19 protein-coding genes are annotated in these 20,281 nt (G+C 29.5%); 16 read left to right on the top strand and 3 right to left on the bottom strand.

Features of this window, described 5'->3' with window-relative positions; translation table 11 throughout:
* Positions 1–42 precede the first annotated feature (42 nt).
* The gene (locus AC1B00_RS06580) at positions 43–2,127 is read left to right on the top strand and encodes a carbon starvation CstA family protein (RefSeq protein WP_488848892.1); all 2,085 of its coding nucleotides are present in this window, start codon (positions 43–45) and stop codon (positions 2,125–2,127) included.
* The gene (locus tag AC1B00_RS06575) at positions 2,108–2,266 is read left to right on the top strand and encodes a CstA-like transporter-associated (seleno)protein (RefSeq protein WP_336611491.1); all 159 of its coding nucleotides are present in this window, start codon (positions 2,108–2,110) and stop codon (positions 2,264–2,266) included. The genes AC1B00_RS06580 and AC1B00_RS06575 overlap by 20 nt, the downstream gene beginning before the upstream one ends.
* Positions 2,267–2,633: 367 nt before the next feature.
* Here AC1B00_RS06575 and tilS read toward each other — a convergent pair whose 3' ends face one another.
* Together tilS and rimO are read right to left on the bottom strand one after the other, a co-directional pair.
* Entirely contained in the window at positions 2,634–3,638 is a 1,005-nt protein-coding gene (gene tilS / locus AC1B00_RS06570; protein ID WP_488848890.1) for a tRNA lysidine(34) synthetase TilS, read from the bottom strand.
* Positions 3,628–4,941 (bottom strand): 30S ribosomal protein S12 methylthiotransferase RimO, encoded by a 1,314-nt coding sequence (gene rimO, locus AC1B00_RS06565; RefSeq protein WP_488848889.1) that lies wholly within the window; start codon positions 4,939–4,941, stop codon positions 3,628–3,630. Before rimO ends, tilS begins: the two co-directional genes overlap by 11 nt.
* An 82-nt stretch (positions 4,942–5,023) precedes the next feature.
* Between rimO and prfB the strand changes: the two genes are divergently transcribed.
* From prfB to citF, 9 genes are read left to right on the top strand one after another with little or no spacing between them, the layout of a single operon-like run.
* Positions 5,024–6,127 carry a peptide chain release factor 2 gene (prfB, locus tag AC1B00_RS06560; protein WP_239817105.1) on the top strand — a complete coding sequence of 368 codons (1,104 nt, stop codon included), beginning with the start codon at positions 5,024–5,026 and terminating at the stop codon, positions 6,125–6,127.
* On the top strand, positions 6,120–6,437 hold the full coding sequence (locus AC1B00_RS06555; protein WP_336611494.1) for an NINE protein: 318 nt from the start codon (positions 6,120–6,122) through the stop codon (positions 6,435–6,437). The genes prfB and AC1B00_RS06555 overlap by 8 nt, the downstream gene beginning before the upstream one ends.
* Positions 6,438–6,463: 26 nt before the next feature.
* A complete protein-coding gene (locus tag AC1B00_RS06550; protein ID WP_488848886.1) occupies positions 6,464–6,898 on the top strand; it encodes an NINE protein in 435 nt (144 codons plus the stop codon).
* Positions 6,895–7,692: a DnaJ domain-containing protein gene (locus AC1B00_RS06545; protein WP_336611496.1), complete on the top strand. Its 798-nt coding sequence runs from the start codon at positions 6,895–6,897 to the stop codon at positions 7,690–7,692. The genes AC1B00_RS06550 and AC1B00_RS06545 overlap by 4 nt, the downstream gene beginning before the upstream one ends.
* Positions 7,693–7,701: 9 nt before the next feature.
* On the top strand, positions 7,702–8,613 hold the full coding sequence (locus AC1B00_RS06540; RefSeq protein ID WP_488848884.1) for an SDR family NAD(P)-dependent oxidoreductase: 912 nt from the start codon (positions 7,702–7,704) through the stop codon (positions 8,611–8,613).
* Positions 8,613–9,611 (top strand): [citrate (pro-3S)-lyase] ligase, encoded by a 999-nt coding sequence (gene citC, locus AC1B00_RS06535; protein WP_488848883.1) that lies wholly within the window; start codon positions 8,613–8,615, stop codon positions 9,609–9,611. The genes AC1B00_RS06540 and citC overlap by 1 nt, the downstream gene beginning before the upstream one ends.
* A 56-nt stretch (positions 9,612–9,667) precedes the next feature.
* Positions 9,668–9,958 (top strand): citrate lyase acyl carrier protein, encoded by a 291-nt coding sequence (gene citD / locus AC1B00_RS06530; protein WP_239817098.1) that lies wholly within the window; start codon positions 9,668–9,670, stop codon positions 9,956–9,958.
* Positions 9,952–10,845 (top strand): aldolase/citrate lyase family protein, encoded by an 894-nt coding sequence (locus AC1B00_RS06525; protein WP_239817097.1) that lies wholly within the window; start codon positions 9,952–9,954, stop codon positions 10,843–10,845. Before citD ends, AC1B00_RS06525 begins: the two co-directional genes overlap by 7 nt.
* The gene (gene citF, locus AC1B00_RS06520) at positions 10,845–12,383 is read left to right on the top strand and encodes a citrate lyase subunit alpha (RefSeq protein WP_488848882.1); all 1,539 of its coding nucleotides are present in this window, start codon (positions 10,845–10,847) and stop codon (positions 12,381–12,383) included. Before AC1B00_RS06525 ends, citF begins: the two co-directional genes overlap by 1 nt.
* Before the next feature lie 797 nt (positions 12,384–13,180).
* Here the strand turns inward: citF and gpmI are convergent.
* A complete protein-coding gene (gene gpmI / locus AC1B00_RS06515; protein ID WP_488848881.1) occupies positions 13,181–14,608 on the bottom strand; it encodes a 2,3-bisphosphoglycerate-independent phosphoglycerate mutase in 1,428 nt (475 codons plus the stop codon).
* Positions 14,609–14,715: 107 nt separating this feature from the next.
* Between gpmI and AC1B00_RS06510 the strand changes: the two genes are divergently transcribed.
* Genes AC1B00_RS06510 through AC1B00_RS06490 form a run of 5 tightly spaced genes read left to right on the top strand, consistent with a single transcriptional unit; the run spans position 14,716 to position 20,249 of the window.
* A complete protein-coding gene (locus AC1B00_RS06510) occupies positions 14,716–15,516 on the top strand; it encodes a DnaJ domain-containing protein (RefSeq protein WP_336611500.1) in 801 nt (266 codons plus the stop codon).
* Positions 15,517–15,526: 10 nt separating this feature from the next.
* Positions 15,527–15,880, top strand: coding sequence for a heat shock protein transcriptional repressor HspR (locus AC1B00_RS06505; protein WP_239817093.1), 354 nt, complete (start codon positions 15,527–15,529; stop codon positions 15,878–15,880).
* Positions 15,880–17,487 carry a cation:proton antiporter gene (locus AC1B00_RS06500; RefSeq protein ID WP_239817092.1) on the top strand — a complete coding sequence of 536 codons (1,608 nt, stop codon included), beginning with the start codon at positions 15,880–15,882 and terminating at the stop codon, positions 17,485–17,487. The genes AC1B00_RS06505 and AC1B00_RS06500 overlap by 1 nt, the downstream gene beginning before the upstream one ends.
* A 9-nt stretch (positions 17,488–17,496) precedes the next feature.
* Positions 17,497–18,432 (top strand): hydroxymethylbilane synthase, encoded by a 936-nt coding sequence (gene hemC, locus AC1B00_RS06495; RefSeq protein ID WP_488848880.1) that lies wholly within the window; start codon positions 17,497–17,499, stop codon positions 18,430–18,432.
* Entirely contained in the window at positions 18,429–20,249 is a 1,821-nt protein-coding gene (locus tag AC1B00_RS06490; RefSeq protein ID WP_488848878.1) for a menaquinone biosynthesis decarboxylase, read from the top strand. The genes hemC and AC1B00_RS06490 overlap by 4 nt, the downstream gene beginning before the upstream one ends.
* The last annotated feature ends 32 nt before the right edge of the window (positions 20,250–20,281 follow it).

Genomic DNA, 20,281 nt, shown 5'->3' with positions numbered 1-20,281 from the left:
TTTAATTAGATTTAGGTTTTAATTTCTTTTTAAGGAGAAGCTATGAAAAAGCTTTTATGGGTTGCTATTGCTATCCTTGGAGCGTTTTGCATGGGCGTTATTGCATTAAATAACGGCGAGAGCATAAATGCTGCTTGGATTGTTATAGCTGCTGTATGTATCTATACGATAGGGTATAGATTTTATGCTTTGTTTGTTGAAACTAAGCTTTGCGGTGTTGATGCTAGTAGAATTACTCCTGCTGTTGCATTAAATGATGGAAAAGACTATGTTCCTACAAACAAATATGTATTATTCGGTCATCACTTTGCAGCAATTGCAGGAGCTGGACCACTTGTTGGACCAATTCTAGCAGCTCAAATGGGATACTTGCCTAGTGTTTTATGGATTTTAATAGGCGGTGTTTTAGTAGGTAGCGTGCATGATTTTGTGGTGCTTTTTGTATCTAGTAGGCGTGGTGGAAAGAGCCTTGGTGAAATGATAAAAGATGAAATGGGTAATTTCGTAGGCGCTATTTCTATGCTAGGAATTTTTTTGATTATGTTAATTATCATTGCAATTTTGGCAATGGTTGTTGTAAAAGCTCTAGCTCATTCTCCTTGGGGAACATTTACGATAGCTTCAACAATTCCTATTGCGATATTTATGGGAATTTATATGAGATTTATTCGCCCAGGTGCTGTTGGAGAAGCTAGTATAATAGGCTTTATCTTACTTATGCTTGCACTTTATTTTGGTAAAGTTGTAGCAAATGACCCAGAATTAGCAAGACATTTTGATTTTAGCGTTCTTGAACTTAGTTTTATAATGATGGGTTATGGAATGATTGCTGCGATTTTACCTGTTTGGTTTTTGCTTGCACCTAGAGATTATCTATCAACTTTCTTAAAAATCGGTGTTATTGTGATAATGGCTGCTTGCGTTGTTTTAGTTTTACCTGAGATTAAAATGGCTAAGGTTACAAAATTCGTTGATGGCACAGGTCCAGTTTTTGCTGGAGGACTTTTCCCATTTTTATTCATAAATATTGCTTGTGGGGCGATTTCAGGCTTTCACGCATTAATTTCTAGTGGAACAAGTCCAAAAATGCTAGAAAATGAATCTCAAGCAAAAATGGTAGGCTATGGCTCAATGCTAATGGAGAGTGCTGTTGCAATAATGGCTCTTATTGCTGCTTGTATCTTGCAGCCTGGAGTATATTTTGCAATAAACTCAGCACCTGCAATTATAGGCACTACGCTTGAGAGTGCAGCTGCAACCATTAGTGCTTGGGGCTTTAGCGTAACACCTGCTGATATACAAAATCTTGCAAATGACATAGGAGAAGCTAGTGTTTTAAGTAGAACGGGTGGAGCGCCTACATTTGCAATAGGCTTATCATTAATCATTCACGAGTTAATCGGTGGAAAAGAAATGATGGCGTTTTGGTATCACTTCGCGATTTTGTTTGAAGCTTTATTTATCTTAACAGCAGTTGATGCAGGAACTAGAACTTGTAGATTTATGGTTCAAGATATGTTAGGAAATATTTATAAGCCACTTGCAAATACAAGCAATTTAGGAGCAAATATAATTGCAACTATTATTTGCGTTGCTGGTTGGGGCTGGTTCTTATATGGTGGAGCGATTGACCCACTTGGTGGGATTTACTCACTTTGGTCGCTATTTGGTGTATCAAATCAACTTTTAGCGGTGGTTGCTATGTTTTTATGTGCTTCAGTGTTTATTAAAATGGGGAAAAGAAAGTATATTTTAGCGATAATCTTGCCTGCACTTTTTGTAATTTCTACAACATTTACAGCAGGAATTGCAAAAATTATGCCACAAAGTGAAAGCAAAATCGCTAATTCTATTTCTCACGTTGCAACAGCTCAAATAAATTTTGCTAAAGCAGATGATTTAATGGCAAAAATTAATGCAGGAGATACAAGTGAAGCAACAGCAAAAGAACTAGCAAAAGCTAAGCAAATTGCAAATTCAAACGTTGTAAATGCAATTTTAACTATATTTTTCTTGCTAGTTACAATTATCGTTGGGCTTAAGTTTGTAATGATTTTAAGAGAAAGCTATACAGGTAGATTTTCTATACCATTAAAAGAAGTGGTATATGAAAAAGCAGCTTCGTGAGTTCTTTTACGCTTTAGCCGGTGCGCCTGATTATGAAAAATATTTAGAGCATTTTAAAAAAATGCACCCTGATAAAACTCCTTTAAGTAAAAAGGAGTTTTTCATAGAGCAAACCAGCAAGCGTAAAACAAAATGCTGATAAAGATAAGTAGCTAGTTAGTTAAGACAAATTATCTTTATTAGCAATTTTTACTTACATTTAGAATTAACAAGTTTAAGTTTTTGGAATTTAAAATAGGAATTTCATTTTTTTTAGTGATTATTTTTTAAATTATCTTAGAAGAATGGGTAAGGATTTAAATTGCGAAGTCGTTTTCTTGCTCCTTTTTATAAAAAGTATTATAAAAATTCCAAAAAACCTTTTTTAAGAAAAAACGAAATTCCTATTTCAAATTCCTTTTGAATTTGCTTAGAAATTACATTTAAAATTTAAAGAATTTGAAATAGGAATTTGAGTGTAGTTTTGTTTGAATTAAGCTGTTGTTTTTTAAACAATTTTTTAGATTTTAGATAATTTCAAATTCCTGTTTTAAATTCTTAAATTTTAAATTATTTGATAATTCACTTAAACTAATATTGTGTAAAGCTAGAAAAAATCTAAGATTTTTAGGCACTTTTGCTATTCTAAACATTTCTTTTTGATTTTTGCTTAGTTTAAAAATCGCCTTTAAAAATACCAAAAAATAACCTTTATAAACACAAACACAAACGCAATTACTCCCAAAATAAAGCTCAGCTTCGTTGTTTTTAGCCAAAAGATTTTTTAATTCTATTTTTTGCTTTGTTGAGCTTATAAAACCTAGTTTTTTGATTGCTTTATCTATTGCGTTTTCGTTTAGACAAAAATAAATACCTTTATATGAAAAAGCATCTTTACATATTTTGCTTTTATCGTTTTCTAAATAATTTAGAGTGTTTTTAACGCCATTTGAATAGCTTTTTATGAATTCATTTGCGTATTTTAATCTTATTTCATTTCTTTTATATTTAGTATCAAAATTGCTTTCATCTTGAAAATATTCATATTTGTTTTGCTCTAAATATTGCATGATTTCATCTTTGCTGACATTTATTAATGGGCGAATGATTTTATAATTTTTTCTATTATCAATACCATTAAAACCTAGCAAATTACAAAGTCCTGCACCTTTTGCAAATTGCATTAAAAACCATTCAAATCTATCATTTAGATTATGAGCTATTATTAAATTATCATAATTACACATAAGCTCATCAAAGAACTCATATCTATAATTTCTAGCATTATTTTCAAAATTATTTTGCGCTAGATTTGCGTGTTTTATATAAATGTTTTTTCCGTATTTTTTAGCTAAATTTCTAGCTTTTTCTTCTTCTTCATCTGAATTTATTCTTGTGTGATAATTTACTAAGCACAAATCAAACTCGCAATTATCTAATAAAGCATAAAAAAGTGCCGTGCTATCAGTGCCATGAGAAAAGGCTAAAAGGTTTTTTTTGCCTTTTAGCTCGTCTAAAAAATCAATTTTCATAGCGTCTTAGAGCTGTTGCGATTAATGTTTTTTCATTTACTTGCGTAATTTTACAAACTATTAAATCGCCCACTTTTAAATCTTGCACTTCGCTTTCGTTTATTAGTATTTCTCCATCAATATCTCTATCAAATAAAAGTGGCTTAGCACCTATGAAAAACTCTCCTTCGCTAGATTCGCCCAAACAACTTGCTATGATTTCTTGATTTAGCATTTTTGCAAAACTTTGATTTATCTTTTCATCTACTATTTTTTCAATTTTTTTAAGTCTTGCTTTTATTGTATTTGCGTGAATTTGTGGCATTTCGTAAGCTGCTGTATCTTCTTCTTTTGAATATGCAAATACGCTAATTCTATCAAAATCAAATTCTTTTATAAACTCGCATAAATCATTAAAATCTTCTTCGCTCTCACCTGGGTGCCCTACGATAAAGCCAGTTCTTAAAAAGCTACTAGGAGCTTTTCTCATTTGTTCTAAAAAGCTAATTGCCTTAGCCTTATCATATCCACGCTTCATAATCTTTAGCAAATTATCGCTTGAATGCTGAAGTGGCATATCAAAATAATTTACAAATACTTTTGAATCAATGATTTTAGCAATTAAACTTGGCTTTAGTGAGCTTGGGTATAGATATAAAATTCTTGCAGCCTTAACGCCTTTTATTTTTTCAATTTCATCTATTAATTTCTCTAAACCATCGCTGATATTTAAATCTTTTAAATAAGAGCTTGTATCTTGAGCAATGAAAGAAAAATCATAATAGCCTTTTTCAACTAGTCCTTTTACTTCTTTTGCTACGTCAAGAACGCTTCGTGATTTTAACTTACCTTTAAAGCTAGGAATTGCACAAAAGCTACATTTTTGATTACAGCCTTCAGCGATTTTAATATATGCGTGAGTATTTGAGCCTGTTATAACTCTTTTAGCGTTTGCATCTTGTAAATATACAAAATCTCTAAATCTACTTTCACGATTTGCAATTAGCTCATCAATTTTTTCATACTCGCTAACCCCTGCAAATAAATCAACTTCAGGTAATTCTTTTACTAATTCATCTTTATAGCGTTGCATCAAGCAGCCTGTAACAACCAAAATTGAATCTTTTTTTCTAATTTCGTGAAGTTCTAAAATCGCATTTATGCTTTCAATTTTTGCACTTTTTATAAAGCCACAGGTATTTACTATCAAAACATCAGCTTCGCTAGCTTCATTTGTAATTTCGTATTCTTTTAAACGCCCTAGCATGATTTCACTATCTACTAGATTTTTATTACAGCCTAAACTTTGTAAAAATAATTTCATTAAAAATTCCTTTAAAAAAAGCTATTATCTTAATAAATTTTAGCTAAGATTTGCCTTTAAAATTACAATTACGGAGTAAATTTTGGATACTTATGAATTCGGCGAATTACTAAAAGAACTAAGAATAAAATTAGAAAATATAGAAAAAATCATAAAACCAAACGAAGCAAAAAAAAGACTACAAGAAATAGAAAAAGAACAAGAAAATCCAGAACTATGGTCTCAAGCTAAAAAAGCTGCAGAACTTGGAAAAGAAAAAACAAAACTAAATCAATTAGTTTCAAAATACGAGATTGCTTATAGTGAATTAATAGGCACAATTGAATTATTTGAATTAGCTTGTAAAGAAAATGATATAGACACATTAGAAGCTTTATATGCTGATAGCCAAACCCTTGAAGATACTATAAAAAGTCTTGAGATTTCAATGCTTTTAAGTGGAGAAAATGATTCTAAAAACGCAATTATCAATATTCACCCAGGAGCAGGCGGAACAGAGAGTAACGACTGGGCTAGTATAGTTTATAGAATGTATTTAAGATTTTGTGAAAGAGAAGGCTTTAAGGTTGAAACACTTGATTACCAAGAAGGTGATGAAGCAGGGATAAAAGATGTTAGCTTTGTTGCTCGTGGGCTTAATGCTTACGGATATTTTAAGGCTGAACACGGAGTTCATAGACTTGTAAGAATTAGCCCATTTGATAGCAATGCAAGACGCCATACTAGTTTTTGTAGCGTAATCGTTGCACCTGAAATTGATGATGATATAGAAATTGAAATTGAAGAAAAAGATATAAGAATTGATTATTATAGAGCAAGTGGTGCGGGCGGACAACATGTAAATAAGACAGAGAGTGCTGTAAGAATTACTCATATTCCAACAGGAATTGTAGTTCAATGTCAAAATGATAGAAGTCAGCACAAAAATAAAGCCACAGCTTATAAAATGCTTCGCTCAAGACTTTATGAGCTTGAAATGGAGAAACTAAACGATGGCAAAGATACAGGGGGAGTTGGCGAAAATAGTTTCGGACATCAAATTCGCTCTTATGTTTTAGCTCCTTATCAGCAAGTAAAAGACGCTAGAAGCAATGAAGCATTTAGTCAAGTTGATGCGATACTTGATGGCGATATTAAAAAAATGATAGAAGGTGTTTTAATTGCACAAAAGGGTGATAATGAATAAAGAAATAGCTTTGCTTGCTTTAAAAGATAAGATTAGCGAAGAAGATTTATTTATATTAAGCACTAAAGATAATGCAGATTTTTCCAAGATATGCTTACTTGATTTAAAAAGCCCTTTAACAGGGCTTGTTTTAGGATTATTTTTAGGAGTACTTGGGGTTGATAGATTTTATAAAGGCGATATATTTTTAGGAATTATCAAAATTTTTGTAAATTTGATAACATTTGGTATTTGGTGGCTTTTAGATTTATTTTTAGTTTATCATGGGATTAAAAAGGATAATTTTCAAAAGATTTTGATGGTAATTTGATTTGGAATTTGAAATAGGATTTATTAATGAAAGAATATCAAGCTTTGTATTTAAAAACATATTTAAACACTAAACAAATACTAAGCTTAGAAGATAAAAATTTGAATAATAATGCTCTTTTTATGCTTAATCTAAAATCTCCTAAAATGGCATTAATTTTAGGGATATTTCTTGGAAGTTTTGGAGTTGATAGATTTTATAAAGGTAATATACTTTTAGGAATTATTAGATTGTTAGGTGGTGTAATTTCACATTTTTTGTTTATTGCATTTCAAGGACTTGCTATGCTTTTTGGGCGTGGCGTTGAGGGTAATGAAAATGCTGATTTGATAGTCTTATCTTGCCTTGCATTATGGGTACTTATTAATTTTTTTATTTATTTTGATGTATTTTTAGTTTATCGTGGTATAAAAAATGATAATTTTCAAAAGATTTTAAGTGTAATAAAGGATGAAAATTGAATATATTTTTAATATTAATAATAATTTTAGGTATTATTGGATTTATTACTGGTAAAGGTATTATTAGAACTATCTTTTCATTTTTTGCTATTGCAATTGGCACTATTATAACTGCTATTTTAGGACTTATTGGAGCGATATTGCTACCATTTTTCTTCAAAGGAAATATTTTAAACAATCAATTTAGCCAAATGAAAGGCGGATATGCTGAATATTTAGTAGCTTTAATTGCAAAGATTGCAAAGCTAGATGGCGTAATATCTCCTAAAGAAGCTGAGTTTATAAAGCTAATCTTAGATAAAAATTCATATAATTTAGTTGAGCGTGAAAGATTAAAACAAGTTTTTAAAGACGCTAAAGAAAATCCAGAAAATTACAAACTTGTAGCACAAGAACTTAAAAATAATTTCACTCTTAATAAACACGAAAAGCTAAATATTATGCAAAGCTTACTTTTTTGTGCGAGTATTGATGGCTTTAGCGAAAGAAAGATTTCAGCCTTAAAAGAGATTGCAGAAATTTTTGAAGTTTCAAATGAATTTGCACAATTTATTAATTTTGGTAACAATACGCGAAAAAATAAGCAAAGTATAAAAGACCCTTATAAGGTCTTAGAATTAAGTCCAAATGCAAGCTTAGTAGAAGTAAAAGCAGCATATAGAAGACTTGCGAAAAAATATCATCCTGATATACTAAATACAAAAAATCTTAGTGAAGATGAATTAAGAGCAGGTATAGAAAAGTTTCATGAAATAAATGAAGCTTATGAAATTTTAAAAGAAAAATTGAGTTAAGGAAGATAAGTGGTTGTATTAATAACAGGAGTTGCAGGATATATTGGTTCAGCTACTGCAACTAGGTTTTTAGAAGCTGGTCATAAGGTTATTGGAATTGATAATTTAAGTGGAAAAAATAAAAAAGCTATTAAAAATATTAAAAAATATTATGAAATAGATTTTTATGAAGTTGATATTTCAAATGGCAATGCTTTAGAAGATGTTGTAAGTAGATTTAAAATAGATATGGTTTTTCATTTTGCAGCAAGCACTAATGAAAACTTTAGCAAAAAAGACAATCTAACATTTTATGAAAACAATATCATAAATCTTTTTAAAGTTTTAAAGGTTATGAAAAAGCATAAGATTAATAATTTAATCTATCCATCAAGTATATTTGCAAAAATAGGCTTAGAGAATACAAATGATGCTTATGTTAAAACAAAGATTTTAGCAGAAAATATGATTCGTGATTATGCGAATACTAATCCTGATTTTTCTTATGCAATTTTAAGATATTGCAATATCGCTGGATATTATTCTAAGATATTTTTAGGAGAATTCGAGCATTATTCAATAATTAAAAATGTTGCAAGGCTTGCTTGCGGAAAAGCTGAATTAGGTCGTGATTTTATTTATGATGAGAATTATCATTTTGTTCATATTGATGATGTTGTAAATATTAATCTAAAAATTGCTAATGAATTGCACGAAAAAAGACAAAATATATGCACCACGATTGCAAGTAAAGAAAGTATAAGCGTAAAAGAATTAGTAGCTTTAGTAGAAAAGCTAAGCAAAAAAGACATAAATATAACAATAGCTTTAAAAAACGAGCATAAGCATGAAGAAAAATTTTGCAATTATTTAGAGTATGAATTAGAGTATTCTATTGAAGATATTTGCAAAAATCAATTAGAGCACGAAGCTAGGTTTTAATGTTTAGATATTTATTACTAAAGTATGAAAAAGAAAATTTAATAGAATTTTTAAAAGAATTTGATTTAAGATATGAAGAAGATATAGAATATGCTTTAGTTTATGAAGAAAACGATGAGATAAAGGCTTGCGCTTGTATAAGTGGCAATATAGTAAAATGTATTGCCATTGATAAATCTTTGCAAGGCAATAATTTTAGTGCAACACTGCTTAGCCAAATTGCTGATAAATTAAGAGAGCTTAATATAAATGAATATTTTATATTTACAAAGCCATGTAATGCTAAGATATTTTTAAATTTAGGGCTTTATTTATTATGCAAAACTCCTGATATTGCTCTTTTTGAAAATACTAAGTTAAATTACGAAAAGTATAAATTTGATTTAGAAAAGCATTACAAAAAAGCTAATAAAATAGGTGCAATTGTAATGAATTTAAATCCTATGAGTAAGGGACATTTGTATTTAATAAAAGAAGCTTTAAAGCAATGCGATATTTTACATATATTTATTTTAAGCGAAGATTTAAGTATGTTTAGCACCGATGCAAGAATACAAATTGCTAAAAACGAGCTAAAAGAATATAAAAATATAATAATTCACGAAAGCAAAAATTACATAATCTCAAAAGCTACATTTCCTACATATTTTTTAAAAGATAGTGTTGATATAAATGAAGTTTATTCAAGACTTGATATAACTTTATTTGCTACAAAAATAGCGCCTATTTTAGGGATAAACATTAGATTTTTTGGAAGTGAGCCAAACGATAAAATAACAAATGATTATAATGAAAAAGCAAAAGAAATTTTAAAAGAATTTGAAATAGGATTTTGCGAAGTGTCAAGACTTGAAATTAATAACGAAGTAGTAAGTGCTAGCAGAATTAGGAAAATTATTTTAAATGATAAGGATTATTTAAATAATGAAGAGTTACAATTGCTCTGCACAAATTCAACTTATGAATATTTAAAAAATAATTTAATAACTAAAAATTAAGTTATCTTTGCAATAATAAAACAAAACTTAAAAAATTTAATTAATTAGGAGATTTGATGATTACAACCGTTGCTAGTGCAGGTTCGCTTGAATCAGGCGATGTTTTAATTAGTATAAGTCCAGCAAATGTTGGAAGAAAGATTGAGCTAAATTCAAGTGTTTATAAACAATTTGGCGAAGATATTTTAAAAAGTGTTAATGAAATCTTAGATGAATACGAAGTAAAAAACGCAACAATTAAGATTGAAGATAAAGGAGCGCTTGATTTAGTAATCCGTGCAAGGCTTAAAACTGCAATTTTTAGAGCTAGTTTAAAAGATTATAATTGGGAGAATGAATTATGCTAAATAAAGATAGATTAAGAAGAAGTATGATGTTCTTACCAGGCAATGCACCTGCTAAGCTAATTGATGCACATATTTATGGAAGCGATTCAATTATGATTGACTTAGAAGATGCTGTAAGTATTTCAGCAAAAGACGCTGCTAGAATGCTAACTTATGAAACTCTAAAAAAGATTAATTATGGCACAACAGAAGTAGTGGTTAGAATAAATGCTCTTAATTCTCCTTATGGAAGAGATGATGTGATTGCTATGGTTAGTGCAGGAGTTGATGTTATTAGACTTCCAAAAACCGATAATGCAAACGAAGTAAAAGAAGTAGATGAATTAATAAGCGAAATTGAATATAAATTAAATCGTCCTAAAAAAACTCTAATTCTAGCAGCAATTGAGAGTGCTAGTGGGGTAATTAATGCTTGCGAGATTGCAAAAGCAAGCGATAGATTAATGGGGATTGCTTTAGGTGCTGAAGATTATGTAACAAATCTAAAAACAACTAGAAGCAAGCACGCAATGGAGCTTTATTATGCAAGAGAGCAAATCGTTCATGCTGCAAGAAGTAATGATTTGTATTGTTTTGATACTGTTTTTTCAGATATTAAAGACAAGGCTGCTTTTGCTGAAGAAGTGCAATTTATTAAAGATTTAGGATTTGATGGAAAATCAGTAATTCATCCTAGCCAAATCAAAATCGTTCATGATATTTATGCTCCAAAAGAAAAAGAAATAATAAACGCAATAAAAGTTGTAAATGCAGCTAAAGAAGCTGAAAAGAATAATATCGGAGTAATTTCAGTAGATGGAAAAATGGTTGATAGACCAATAATTATAAGAGCTTTAAGAGTAATTGAACTAGCAAAAGCTAGTGGGCTTTATAAGGAGGAGTTTTAATGTTTAAATTAAACGCAGTAAATAGAAAAATCCCAAATAAAATAGAAAATTATAAAGATGTAGTTGTATATAGTGGGGAGTTAAAACAACCTAAAGAGCGTAAAATCGGTGCAGCAATTAGAGTTGGTAAAAAACAAGATAAAATCACACAAGATTTAAAAGATGCGATAATTAAATCAGGGCTTAAAGATGGTATGACAATAAGCTTTCATCATCACTTTAGAAGTGGCGATTATATAGTAAATCTAGTTTTAGATGAGATTGCTAAACTTGGTATTAAAAATATTTGCGTGGCTGCAAGTTCGCTTTCAACTTGCCATAAACCTTTAATAGAACATATTAAAAATGGCGTTGTTACAAGCTTACAAACAAGTGGCTTAAGAGATCCATTAGGCTCGTTTATTTCTCAAGGCGGCTTAAAAACTCCTGTAATTATTCGCTCACACGGAGGTCGTGCAAGAGCTATTGAAGATGGTTCGCTTAAAATTGATGTAGCATTCATAGGAGCTCCAAGTTGCGATAAATTCGGCAATATCAATGGCTACAAAGGAAAATCAGCTTGTGGAAGTTTAGGTTATGCTAAAGTTGATGCTATGTATGCAAATAAAGTTGTTGCAATTACTGATAATTTGGTTGATGGAATAAATCTTCCTGCAAGTATTGATCAAACTATGGTTGATTATGTTTGCGAGATTGAAAGTATCGGAGATCCAAAAGGAATAGTTTCAGGTGCAATTCGCTTTAATGATAATCCAAGAGATATTTTAATCGCTCAAAATGCTTTAAAATGTATTTTAGCTTCAGGTTTATTTAAAAATGGCTTTAGTTTTCAAACAGGAGCTGCAGGTGCTAGCTTAGCTGTTACAAAGCTTTTAAAAGATGAGATGATTAAACATAATGTAAAGGCAAGCTTAGGCTTAGGTGGAATTACAGGGGCTTTAGTTGATTTGCATGAAAGTGGTTTAATGGACGCACTTTTTGATACTCAAAGTTTTGATTTAGATGCAGTAAGTTCACTTGCAAAAAACCCTAAGCATTATGAGATTTCAGCTTCATTTTATGCAAACCCAAATCTAGTAACACCAGCAGTAAATCAGCTTGATTTTGTAATGTTAGGAGCTTTAGAAATTGATACAAGCTTTAATGTAAATGTTATTACAACTTCAACAGGAGTGATAAATCAAGCAATAGGCGGACACCAAGATACAGCCGAAGGTGCAAAAATTTCAATGATATTAGCTCCTTTAATTCGTGCTAGAATTCCTATCATTGTAGATAGCGTTAGCACGGTTTGCACCCCAGGAGCAAATGTTGATGTGGTTTGTACAGATTATGGAATTGCTGTAAATCCAAAAAGAACTGATTTGATAGAAAACTTCACAAAAGCTGGTATTAAGTTATATACCATTGAAGAATTAAAAGAAATGGCAGAAAATATAACAGGCAAACCTGCTAGCATAAAATTTGGCGATGAAATCGTAGGCGTTGTAGAATATCGTGATGGCAGCGTTTTAGATGTAATTTATAAATCTTTATAATTTTAAAATCCTATTTCAAATTCCTTTGGTAATTTATAGAATTTGAAATAGGAATAAACAATCAAATTAAAAATCTTAATGCTTAAAAATGTGTGATTTATTAAGGTTTTTGATATTTATTAAAGCAAATCACATAAATTATTCTAATCAATTCGTGCAAGATTTTAAAGCTTAAGATAAAAGAATTTGAATTAGGAATTAGCTTTTAAATTGTTCTAAGCACTTATAAGACTATTTTTTTAAAATTTAAAAGTAATGCAAGTGAAGATTTAGTTTGGTTTTATAAGGTTAAACATTGTTTTAAATTCTTATTTCAAATTCTTTTGCTTATAACTTCAAATACTTTTATATTTTTTCTTTTATAACTTTTGTTTAAATTATTTAGATTTTAGGATTTAGGATTTAGGATTTAGGATTTAGGATTTAGGATTTAGATTTTAGGATTTAGGATTTAGGATTTAGGATTTAGGATTTAGGATTTAGGATTTAGGATTTAGGATTTAGGATTTAGGATTTTTGTTCCGAACTTATAATAATTATCAATTGCTTTTGTTTAAACTTTTAAAGAATTTGAAATAAGAATTTAAAAATAATATTTAGACTTTATAAAACGAAAAATATTGATTTGCTTTATATAAATTCAAATCAAATCTCACTCATTTTGTTTTAAGCAGATTGTTTAAAAAAGAATTACCAAATTAAACTCAATCTTTTAATTCGTGCAGGGTCTAAAAATTTTTAAAATCCTAATTCAAATTCCACTAAAATTTTAAAGAATTTGAATTAGGAATTAAGATTTAAAATAAAGCTTCATCCATTTCATCAGGTTTTTTAATATCAAGTATTTTTAGCACACTTGCAGCAATATTTGCTAAGCTACCATCGTTTAATTTCACATTTTTATGGTAATTATAAAGCCAACAGCCAACATCATAAGTAGTGTGATTTGTTAGAATATTTCCATGAGTATCCATCATATCTTCGCAGTTTCCATGATCAGAGGTTAAAATCATCGCATAATCTTTTTCTTTGCAAGTTTTTATAATCTTACCTAAACACTCATCCACACACTCAACTGCTTTAATACAAGCTTCGTAATTTCCTGTATGACCTACCATATCGCCATTTGCAAAATTTACAACTATGAAATGAAATTCTTCATTCATTGCTTTTAATACTTCATCACAAACCTTATAAGCACTCATTTGTGGTAATTCATCATAGCTTTTAACCTTTGGGCTTGGGATTAGTGAGCGTTTTTCGTTTTTAAAATCTTTTTCAACTCCGCCATTAAAGAAAAAGCTAACATGAGCGTATTTTTCAGTTTCAGCTGTGTGAAATTGCATAAGATTATTTTGGCTAATTACTTCTGCAAGAGTATTTTTTATATCAATTTTTGGAAAAATAACACTAAGCTCAAGTTTTTCATCGTATTCACACATACATAAAACTTGTTCTTTACTTAGGCGATTTTTAAGCTCACTTGCAATCTGTCTTGCTCTATCGCTTCTAAAATTAATAATAATTACTCCATCATCTTTATTAATCCCATTAAAGCCTAAATTCTTTGGTTTTATAAACTCATCATAGATTTTATTCTCATAAGAATTATTAATTAAATCTTCTAAATTGCTTTCATTTGCACTTGAAAATAGGATATTTATATATTCATTTGTTCTATCAAGATTATTATCTCTATCCATTGCATAAAATCTACCTGAAATACTGCTTGGCTTTATAAAACTTGGATTGTTTTTATAAAAATCTTTAAAAGAGCTTGGCAAAACATCTCTTCCATCGCTTATTAAGTGCATATAAACATTGTTTTTAGCACTTGCGATTTTTGCTATTTCATTAAAATGAATATGGCTTGAATGAACTCCGCCATCACTATATAAGCCTATTATGTGAATGTTTTTAAATTTGCTTAAAAAGTCTTTTAAGGTTTTGTTATTTTCTAAGCTTTTATCTTTTATAGCATTATCAATTCTTACAAGATTTTGATAAATTACTCTACCACTTCCTATACTCATGTGGCCAACTTCGCTATTTCCCATAACCCCGTTAGGAAGTCCTACTGCATTGCCACTAGTTTTTAATCTACAAAACTGAGCGTTTTTATTTAAATAATCATAATTTGGTTTTTTTGCATGATGAAATGAATTGTATTCTAATCTATCGTTTAAGCCTATTCCATCGGTTATTACTAATATACATTTTTGCATTTTTTCTCCTTTAAGTATAATTTAAGAGTTGATACTAAGTGGTTAAACTTTATTAAGTTAGATTAGCTAAAATAACTCAAAAATTTATATTATTATAGGATGAAAAGATGAAAAATTATTACGAAATATTAGGCGTTAAAAAAGACGCTAGCACAGATGCAATCAAAAAAGCTTATAGAAGTCTTGCAAGAAAATATCATCCTGATGTTAATAAAGATAAGGGTGCGGAAGAAAAATTTAAAGAAATCACAGAAGCTTATGAAGTCTTAAGCGATGAGAAGAAAAGAAAAGCCTATGATAATCCTTCTTTTGGTGGATTTAATGGCTTTAACGGATTTAGCTCAGGTGGTTTTGATGGGGTTGATTTAGGAGATATATTTTCTCAATTTGGCTTTGGCGGTAGAAGTAGTGGCGGATTTAATTCAAGTTCGTTTAATAAACCTATGCAAATTGAATTAGAAATAAGCTTTCTTGAAGCTATTTTAGGAACTACAAAAAGCGTTAATGTAAGAGGAATGAGCTTTGATATTGAGATTAAGTCAGGCGTTATAAATAATCAAGAAGTCTCAGTTAGTAAAAACGGAGTTAGTCTAAAAGCAAAAATAAAAATAACAAATAGCAATGAATACGAAAGAGATGGAGATGATTTAACAAAAGATTTAGAAGTGCCTTTAAAAATAGCTTTATTTGGTGGAAAAGTGCCATTTGATACTCCAAAAGAGCAAGGTAGAAAAATAACAATCGCAGCAAATACAAAAAATGGTGCTTTATTAAAAGCTAAAGGTTTGGGTATAAATAACGAATACACAAAGGCTAAGGGTGATTTATATTTAAGGGTTAAGGTTATTTTACCTGATATTAACACTCTTGATGAAAAATTAGTAAAAGCTTTAAAAGAATATTTATAAAGGAGTTTGAATGCATTATGATGAGCCGGTTTTTTTAATCTCAGTTGTATCAAAACAATTAAACATTCATCCACAAACTCTAAGACAATACGAAAGAGAAGGCTTAATTGAGCCAAATAGAACTTGTGGTAAGGTTAGAATGTATTCTCAAAGAGATGTGGATAGAATTAAATTGATTTTAAGATTTACAAGGGATTTAGGGGTAAATTTAGCAGGGGTTAGCATTATTTTAGAACTTAAAAATCAAATAGCAGATTATGAAGAAATGCTTAATAATTTAAAAGAAAAACCTAAAAAGAATGCTTTAATAAAGCAAAATCAAAAATATGATGTAATCTTTTATGATGATAAAGGCAGTAGCTAATGCAGGCTTTTTTAGAAATATTTTTAATAACAAGCGCTATTGCAATCATTTTAAATGTAGTGCTTAAAAAATTTAGCATACCTACAATAATAGGTTATATTGCAACAGGTTTTATTATTGAAGAAGTATTTTTTGTAACTGCATCAGAACAGCTAAGCCATATTGCAGAATTTGGAATAGTGTTTTTGATGTTTACGATAGGGCTTGAGTTTTCTATAAAGCATCTTCTTACTATGAAAACTGATGTTTTTGTAAATGGTGCTTTACAAATGGGAATTTGCGGGATAGTATTTGCTGTTATCTTACATCATGCCTTTGGGATTAAAGATGATATTGCTTTAATTATAGGTTTTACTATTTCGCTCTCATCAACTGCAATTGTTTTAAAAATCTTAAATGAAAATCAAGATATAAACCAACGCTATGGAAGAAAAGCTTTAGGAATATTATTATTTCAAGATATTGCAGTAATTCCACTGCTACTAATGATAGATATTTTTAATCAAGACGGAGTTGCTATTAGCACACTTGTTATAAAGACTTTAATATCAGCTTTTATTGTTTTGTTATTACTATTTTTGATAGGAAAATATATTTATAGCAAGGTGCTTTATTTTGTATTAAAGACTAATTCTCAAGAGATTTTTATAGCTACGATTTTATTTACCGTTGTAGGTGCTTCTTTTTTAGCTTCGTTTTTTGGCTTTTCGTATTCGCTTGGAGCATTTATTGCTGGAATGATGATAGCTGAAACTGAGTTTAAGCACCAGATTGAAGCTGACTTAATACCTTTTAGAGACCTTTTATTAGGATTTTTCTTTATTACGGTTGGACTTCAAATAAATATAGATGTAATTATAAAATACTGGTATGTAATCATAGCTCTTACAATAGGAATTATGCTTATTAAGACTTTATGTATATTTTTATTACTAAGCATTAAAAGCACTAAAAGTGATGCCTTAAAAACTGCTTTAAGTGTTAGTCAAATAGGAGAATTTGCATTAGCTATATTTACTTTATTAGTTGCTAATAAAATGCTTGATTCAAATACAGCCCAAATGCTAACACTTGCAGTAATTTTAAGTATGATTTTATCTCCATTTATCTTAAAAAATATCAAAACTCTAGCAAGTATTACAAATGATGAAATAATCACAGTTGCTCCTAAAATAGAAGCAATGAGCGGACATTTTGTAATTTTTGGATATGGATCTTTAGGTCAAGAAGTTGTATTAAGGCTTAAAAATCAAGGCATTCCTTATATTGTTTTAGAAAATGATATGAGCTTGGTTGAATTAGGACAAAGTAGAGCAGAGAATGTTTATTATGCAAGTGCAGAACAAACAGCAAGCTTTGATAATGCAAGTATTAAAACAAGTGCTGCAGTAATTGTAACTATTTCAAACGAACAAGTTTTAGAAGTAGTAAGTAAAAAAATACTAGATTATGACCCAAATGCTAATGTAATTATTAGAATTAATAAAGATGAATATAAGATATTTGAAGATTTAGGTGAAAATATCAAAATGGTAAAAGAAGAAAAAGTAATAGCAAGAACGCTTTTACAAGAAGCATTAGTTTGCAGAATAAAACAACAATCTTAAAGGAAAAATATGAAAATAGCTACTAGAAAATCATTACTTGCTTTATGGCAAAGTGAATATGTAAAAGAAGAATTATTAAAAATTGAGCCAAATCTTAATATAGAATTATTAGAGCTTAGCACTAAAGGAGATGTGATTTTGGATACTCCTTTGGCAAAAATAGGTGGCAAAAATCTATTTATAAAAGAATTAGAAAACGCTATGCATGATGGACTTGCTCAAATTAGCGTTCATTCATTAAAAGATGTAGGAGCAAGTTTAGCTTATGATTTTAAGCTTGCAAGTATTTGTAAAAGAGAAGTGGTAAATGATGTTGTAGTTTTTCGTGGAAATGAAAAATCATTAAGCGAGTTAAAACAAGGTGCAAAAATAGGCACAACAAGTCTTCGCCGCCAAATGCAACTAAGACTTATTAGAGATGATTTTTCTATACATTCATTAAGGGGAAACCTACAAACAAGACTTAAAAAGCTAAAAGATGGAGAGTTTGATGCAATAGTTTTAGCTTATGCAGGGCTTAAAAGGCTAAATCTTTTAGATGATTTAAATTATGAGATTTTAGATACTAAAATAATGATACCTTCAGCAGGGCAAGGTGCAGTTGCGATTGAAAGTATTAATGATGAAAAGGTTCTTAATTTGGTTTCAAAACTAAATTGTGATACAACAGCTTTACTTTGCAAGATTGAAAGAGATTTTACGGCTACATTAAATGGGGGTTGTGGTGCTCCTATTGGAATTAATGCTTCTATGATAAACGATGATTTAATATGCGTAAATGCAATTGTAGGCTTAATTGATGCTAGTAAAATCATCAAAATGCAAAGAAAAATAAGCAAAAAAGAAGCAAGTGATTTTGGGGTTGTTTTAGCAAAAGAGTTTATAAAACACGGAGCGCTTGATTTATTAAAAGAAAATGAAGAATTATTAAAAGAAATGCTATGAAAAATTATATAGAAAAATTAAAAAAAGAAAATTTATTAAAGGTTATAAATACTCCTTTAGATGTTGATTTAGAAATAGCTCATTTAGCTTATTTAGAAGCTAAAAAGAGCGATTCAAAGGTATTATTATTTACTAATCCTAAAAAGGGCAACACAACTTATGATATGCCTATTATTATGAATGTTTTTGCAAACAAAAAAGCACTTAATTTAGTATTAGGCAAAAGTCCTGATGAAGTAGCAGCAGAAATTGAAAGCTTATTAAAGCTACATATTCCGCCAACATTTGGCGCTAAATTAAATCTAGTTAATAAATTATTTTCATTAAAAAATATAGCTCCAAAAAGAGAAATTAACAAAAACGCACCTTGCAAACAAAAAACCTATTTCCTAAATCAAATTCCTATTCTTAAAACTTGGGAAAAAGATGCAGGTGCATTCATTACAATGGGTCAAGTTTATACACAAAGTCTTGATGGAAAACAAAATAATTTAGGAATGTATCGTTTGCAAGTATTAGATGATAATCATTTAATTATGCATTTTCAACTTCATAAAGATGCAAATAATTTCTTTTATGAATATAAAGCTGCAAATAAAAAAATGCCAGTAGCTATTGCAATAGGAGATGATCCACTTCATATATTTTGCGCTCAAGCACCACTGCCTAAAGGCATATTTGAATTAATGCTTTATGGATTTATAAAAAAACAAGGTGCAAAATTAGTAAAATGTGATACAAATGATTTATATGTTCCAAGCAATAGTGATTTTGTAATTGAAGGCGAAATTGATGTAAATCATTTTGCTATTGAAGGGCCTTTTGGCGATCATACAGGATTTTATACTCCACAAGGAAATTTCCCTGTTATGAAGATTACAAAAATTACTGGTAAAAATGAGCCTATTTATAATGCAACGGTTGTTGGCAAACCTCCACTTGAAGATAAATGGATGGGGTATGGGACTGAGAGAATTTTTTTACCATTGTTACAGACAACTTGCCCTGATTTGATTGATTATTCCATGCCTGAAAATGGAGTTTTTCATAATTTGATTTTAGCAAAGCTTAAAAATAATTATGAAGGCATTGCAATGGCAAATATGCACGCATTTTGGGGAGTAGGGCAAATGGCTTTTGTAAAAAATGCTATTTTTGTTGATGAAAATGCACCTAGTCTGAATGATTATCCTAAAATTACTGAATATATTTTAGATAATTTTGCACCTAGCAAATTACTTTTAAGTTATGGAGTATGTGATGAGCTTGATCATTCAAGCACAAAATTAGGAATGGGTGGAAAACTAGGGCTTGATGCTACAAATAAACCCGCTTATAAAGCACATACATTTAAAAAAGAAAATGAATTAGCCCTAAAAGAAAGCTTTAAACCAAATCTTAAAGCTTTATTGGAAAACTTAAAAGATTTTGGCTTATATGAATATAATATTTTCTATCCTGAAGCAAAAACACAAATTACTTGCATAAGTTTAGATAGAAAGCATAATTTAGATGAAATTTATAAAGCTTGTAAAGATAATTTAGGTGGAGTGGTTGTATTATTTGATAAAGGCGTTGATTTAACAAATGCTTATATGTTAGTTTGGAGAGCTTTTAATAATTATGATCCAAGCACAGATATTAAAATAGATGAAAATGGTATTTTAGTAGCAGCTTATGCAAAAGGCGAAATTGATGGCTATTTAAATGAGTGGCCTAGCACAACTGATTGCACTAAATCAGTAATAAATAGGCTTATTGAATTAAATTTATTAGAAAATGATGAAAATTTTTTCAAAAGGTATGAAGTTTTTTAAAAATTAGCCGATTTAGAAAACAAGCATATTAA

The organism is Campylobacter sp. DY7 (genome assembly GCF_057802535.1).
Note: the sequence above shows the minus strand (reverse complement) of the source record. Positions and strands in the feature narration are given on the sequence as shown.

Excerpts from the sequence above, each read along its gene's own strand:
- AC1B00_RS06580 (WP_488848892.1), top strand. The coding sequence starts at position 43 with ATGAAAAAGCTTTTATGGGTTGCTATTGCTATCCTTGGAGCGTTTTGC.
- AC1B00_RS06575 (WP_336611491.1), top strand. The coding sequence starts at position 2,108 with ATGAAAAAGCAGCTTCGTGAGTTCTTTTACGCTTTAGCCGGTGCGCCT.
- tilS (WP_488848890.1), bottom strand. The coding sequence starts at position 3,638 with ATGAAAATTGATTTTTTAGACGAGCTAAAAGGCAAAAAAAACCTTTTA.
- rimO (WP_488848889.1), bottom strand. The coding sequence starts at position 4,941 with ATGAAATTATTTTTACAAAGTTTAGGCTGTAATAAAAATCTAGTAGAT.
- AC1B00_RS06555 (WP_336611494.1), top strand. The coding sequence starts at position 6,120 with ATGAATAAAGAAATAGCTTTGCTTGCTTTAAAAGATAAGATTAGCGAA.
- AC1B00_RS06550 (WP_488848886.1), top strand. The coding sequence starts at position 6,464 with ATGAAAGAATATCAAGCTTTGTATTTAAAAACATATTTAAACACTAAA.
- citC (WP_488848883.1), top strand. The coding sequence starts at position 8,613 with ATGTTTAGATATTTATTACTAAAGTATGAAAAAGAAAATTTAATAGAA.
- citD (WP_239817098.1), top strand. The coding sequence starts at position 9,668 with ATGATTACAACCGTTGCTAGTGCAGGTTCGCTTGAATCAGGCGATGTT.
- AC1B00_RS06525 (WP_239817097.1), top strand. The coding sequence starts at position 9,952 with ATGCTAAATAAAGATAGATTAAGAAGAAGTATGATGTTCTTACCAGGC.
- citF (WP_488848882.1), top strand. The coding sequence starts at position 10,845 with ATGTTTAAATTAAACGCAGTAAATAGAAAAATCCCAAATAAAATAGAA.
- gpmI (WP_488848881.1), bottom strand. The coding sequence starts at position 14,608 with ATGCAAAAATGTATATTAGTAATAACCGATGGAATAGGCTTAAACGAT.
- AC1B00_RS06510 (WP_336611500.1), top strand. The coding sequence starts at position 14,716 with ATGAAAAATTATTACGAAATATTAGGCGTTAAAAAAGACGCTAGCACA.
- AC1B00_RS06505 (WP_239817093.1), top strand. The coding sequence starts at position 15,527 with ATGCATTATGATGAGCCGGTTTTTTTAATCTCAGTTGTATCAAAACAA.
- AC1B00_RS06500 (WP_239817092.1), top strand. The coding sequence starts at position 15,880 with ATGCAGGCTTTTTTAGAAATATTTTTAATAACAAGCGCTATTGCAATC.
- hemC (WP_488848880.1), top strand. The coding sequence starts at position 17,497 with ATGAAAATAGCTACTAGAAAATCATTACTTGCTTTATGGCAAAGTGAA.
- AC1B00_RS06490 (WP_488848878.1), top strand. The coding sequence starts at position 18,429 with ATGAAAAATTATATAGAAAAATTAAAAAAAGAAAATTTATTAAAGGTT.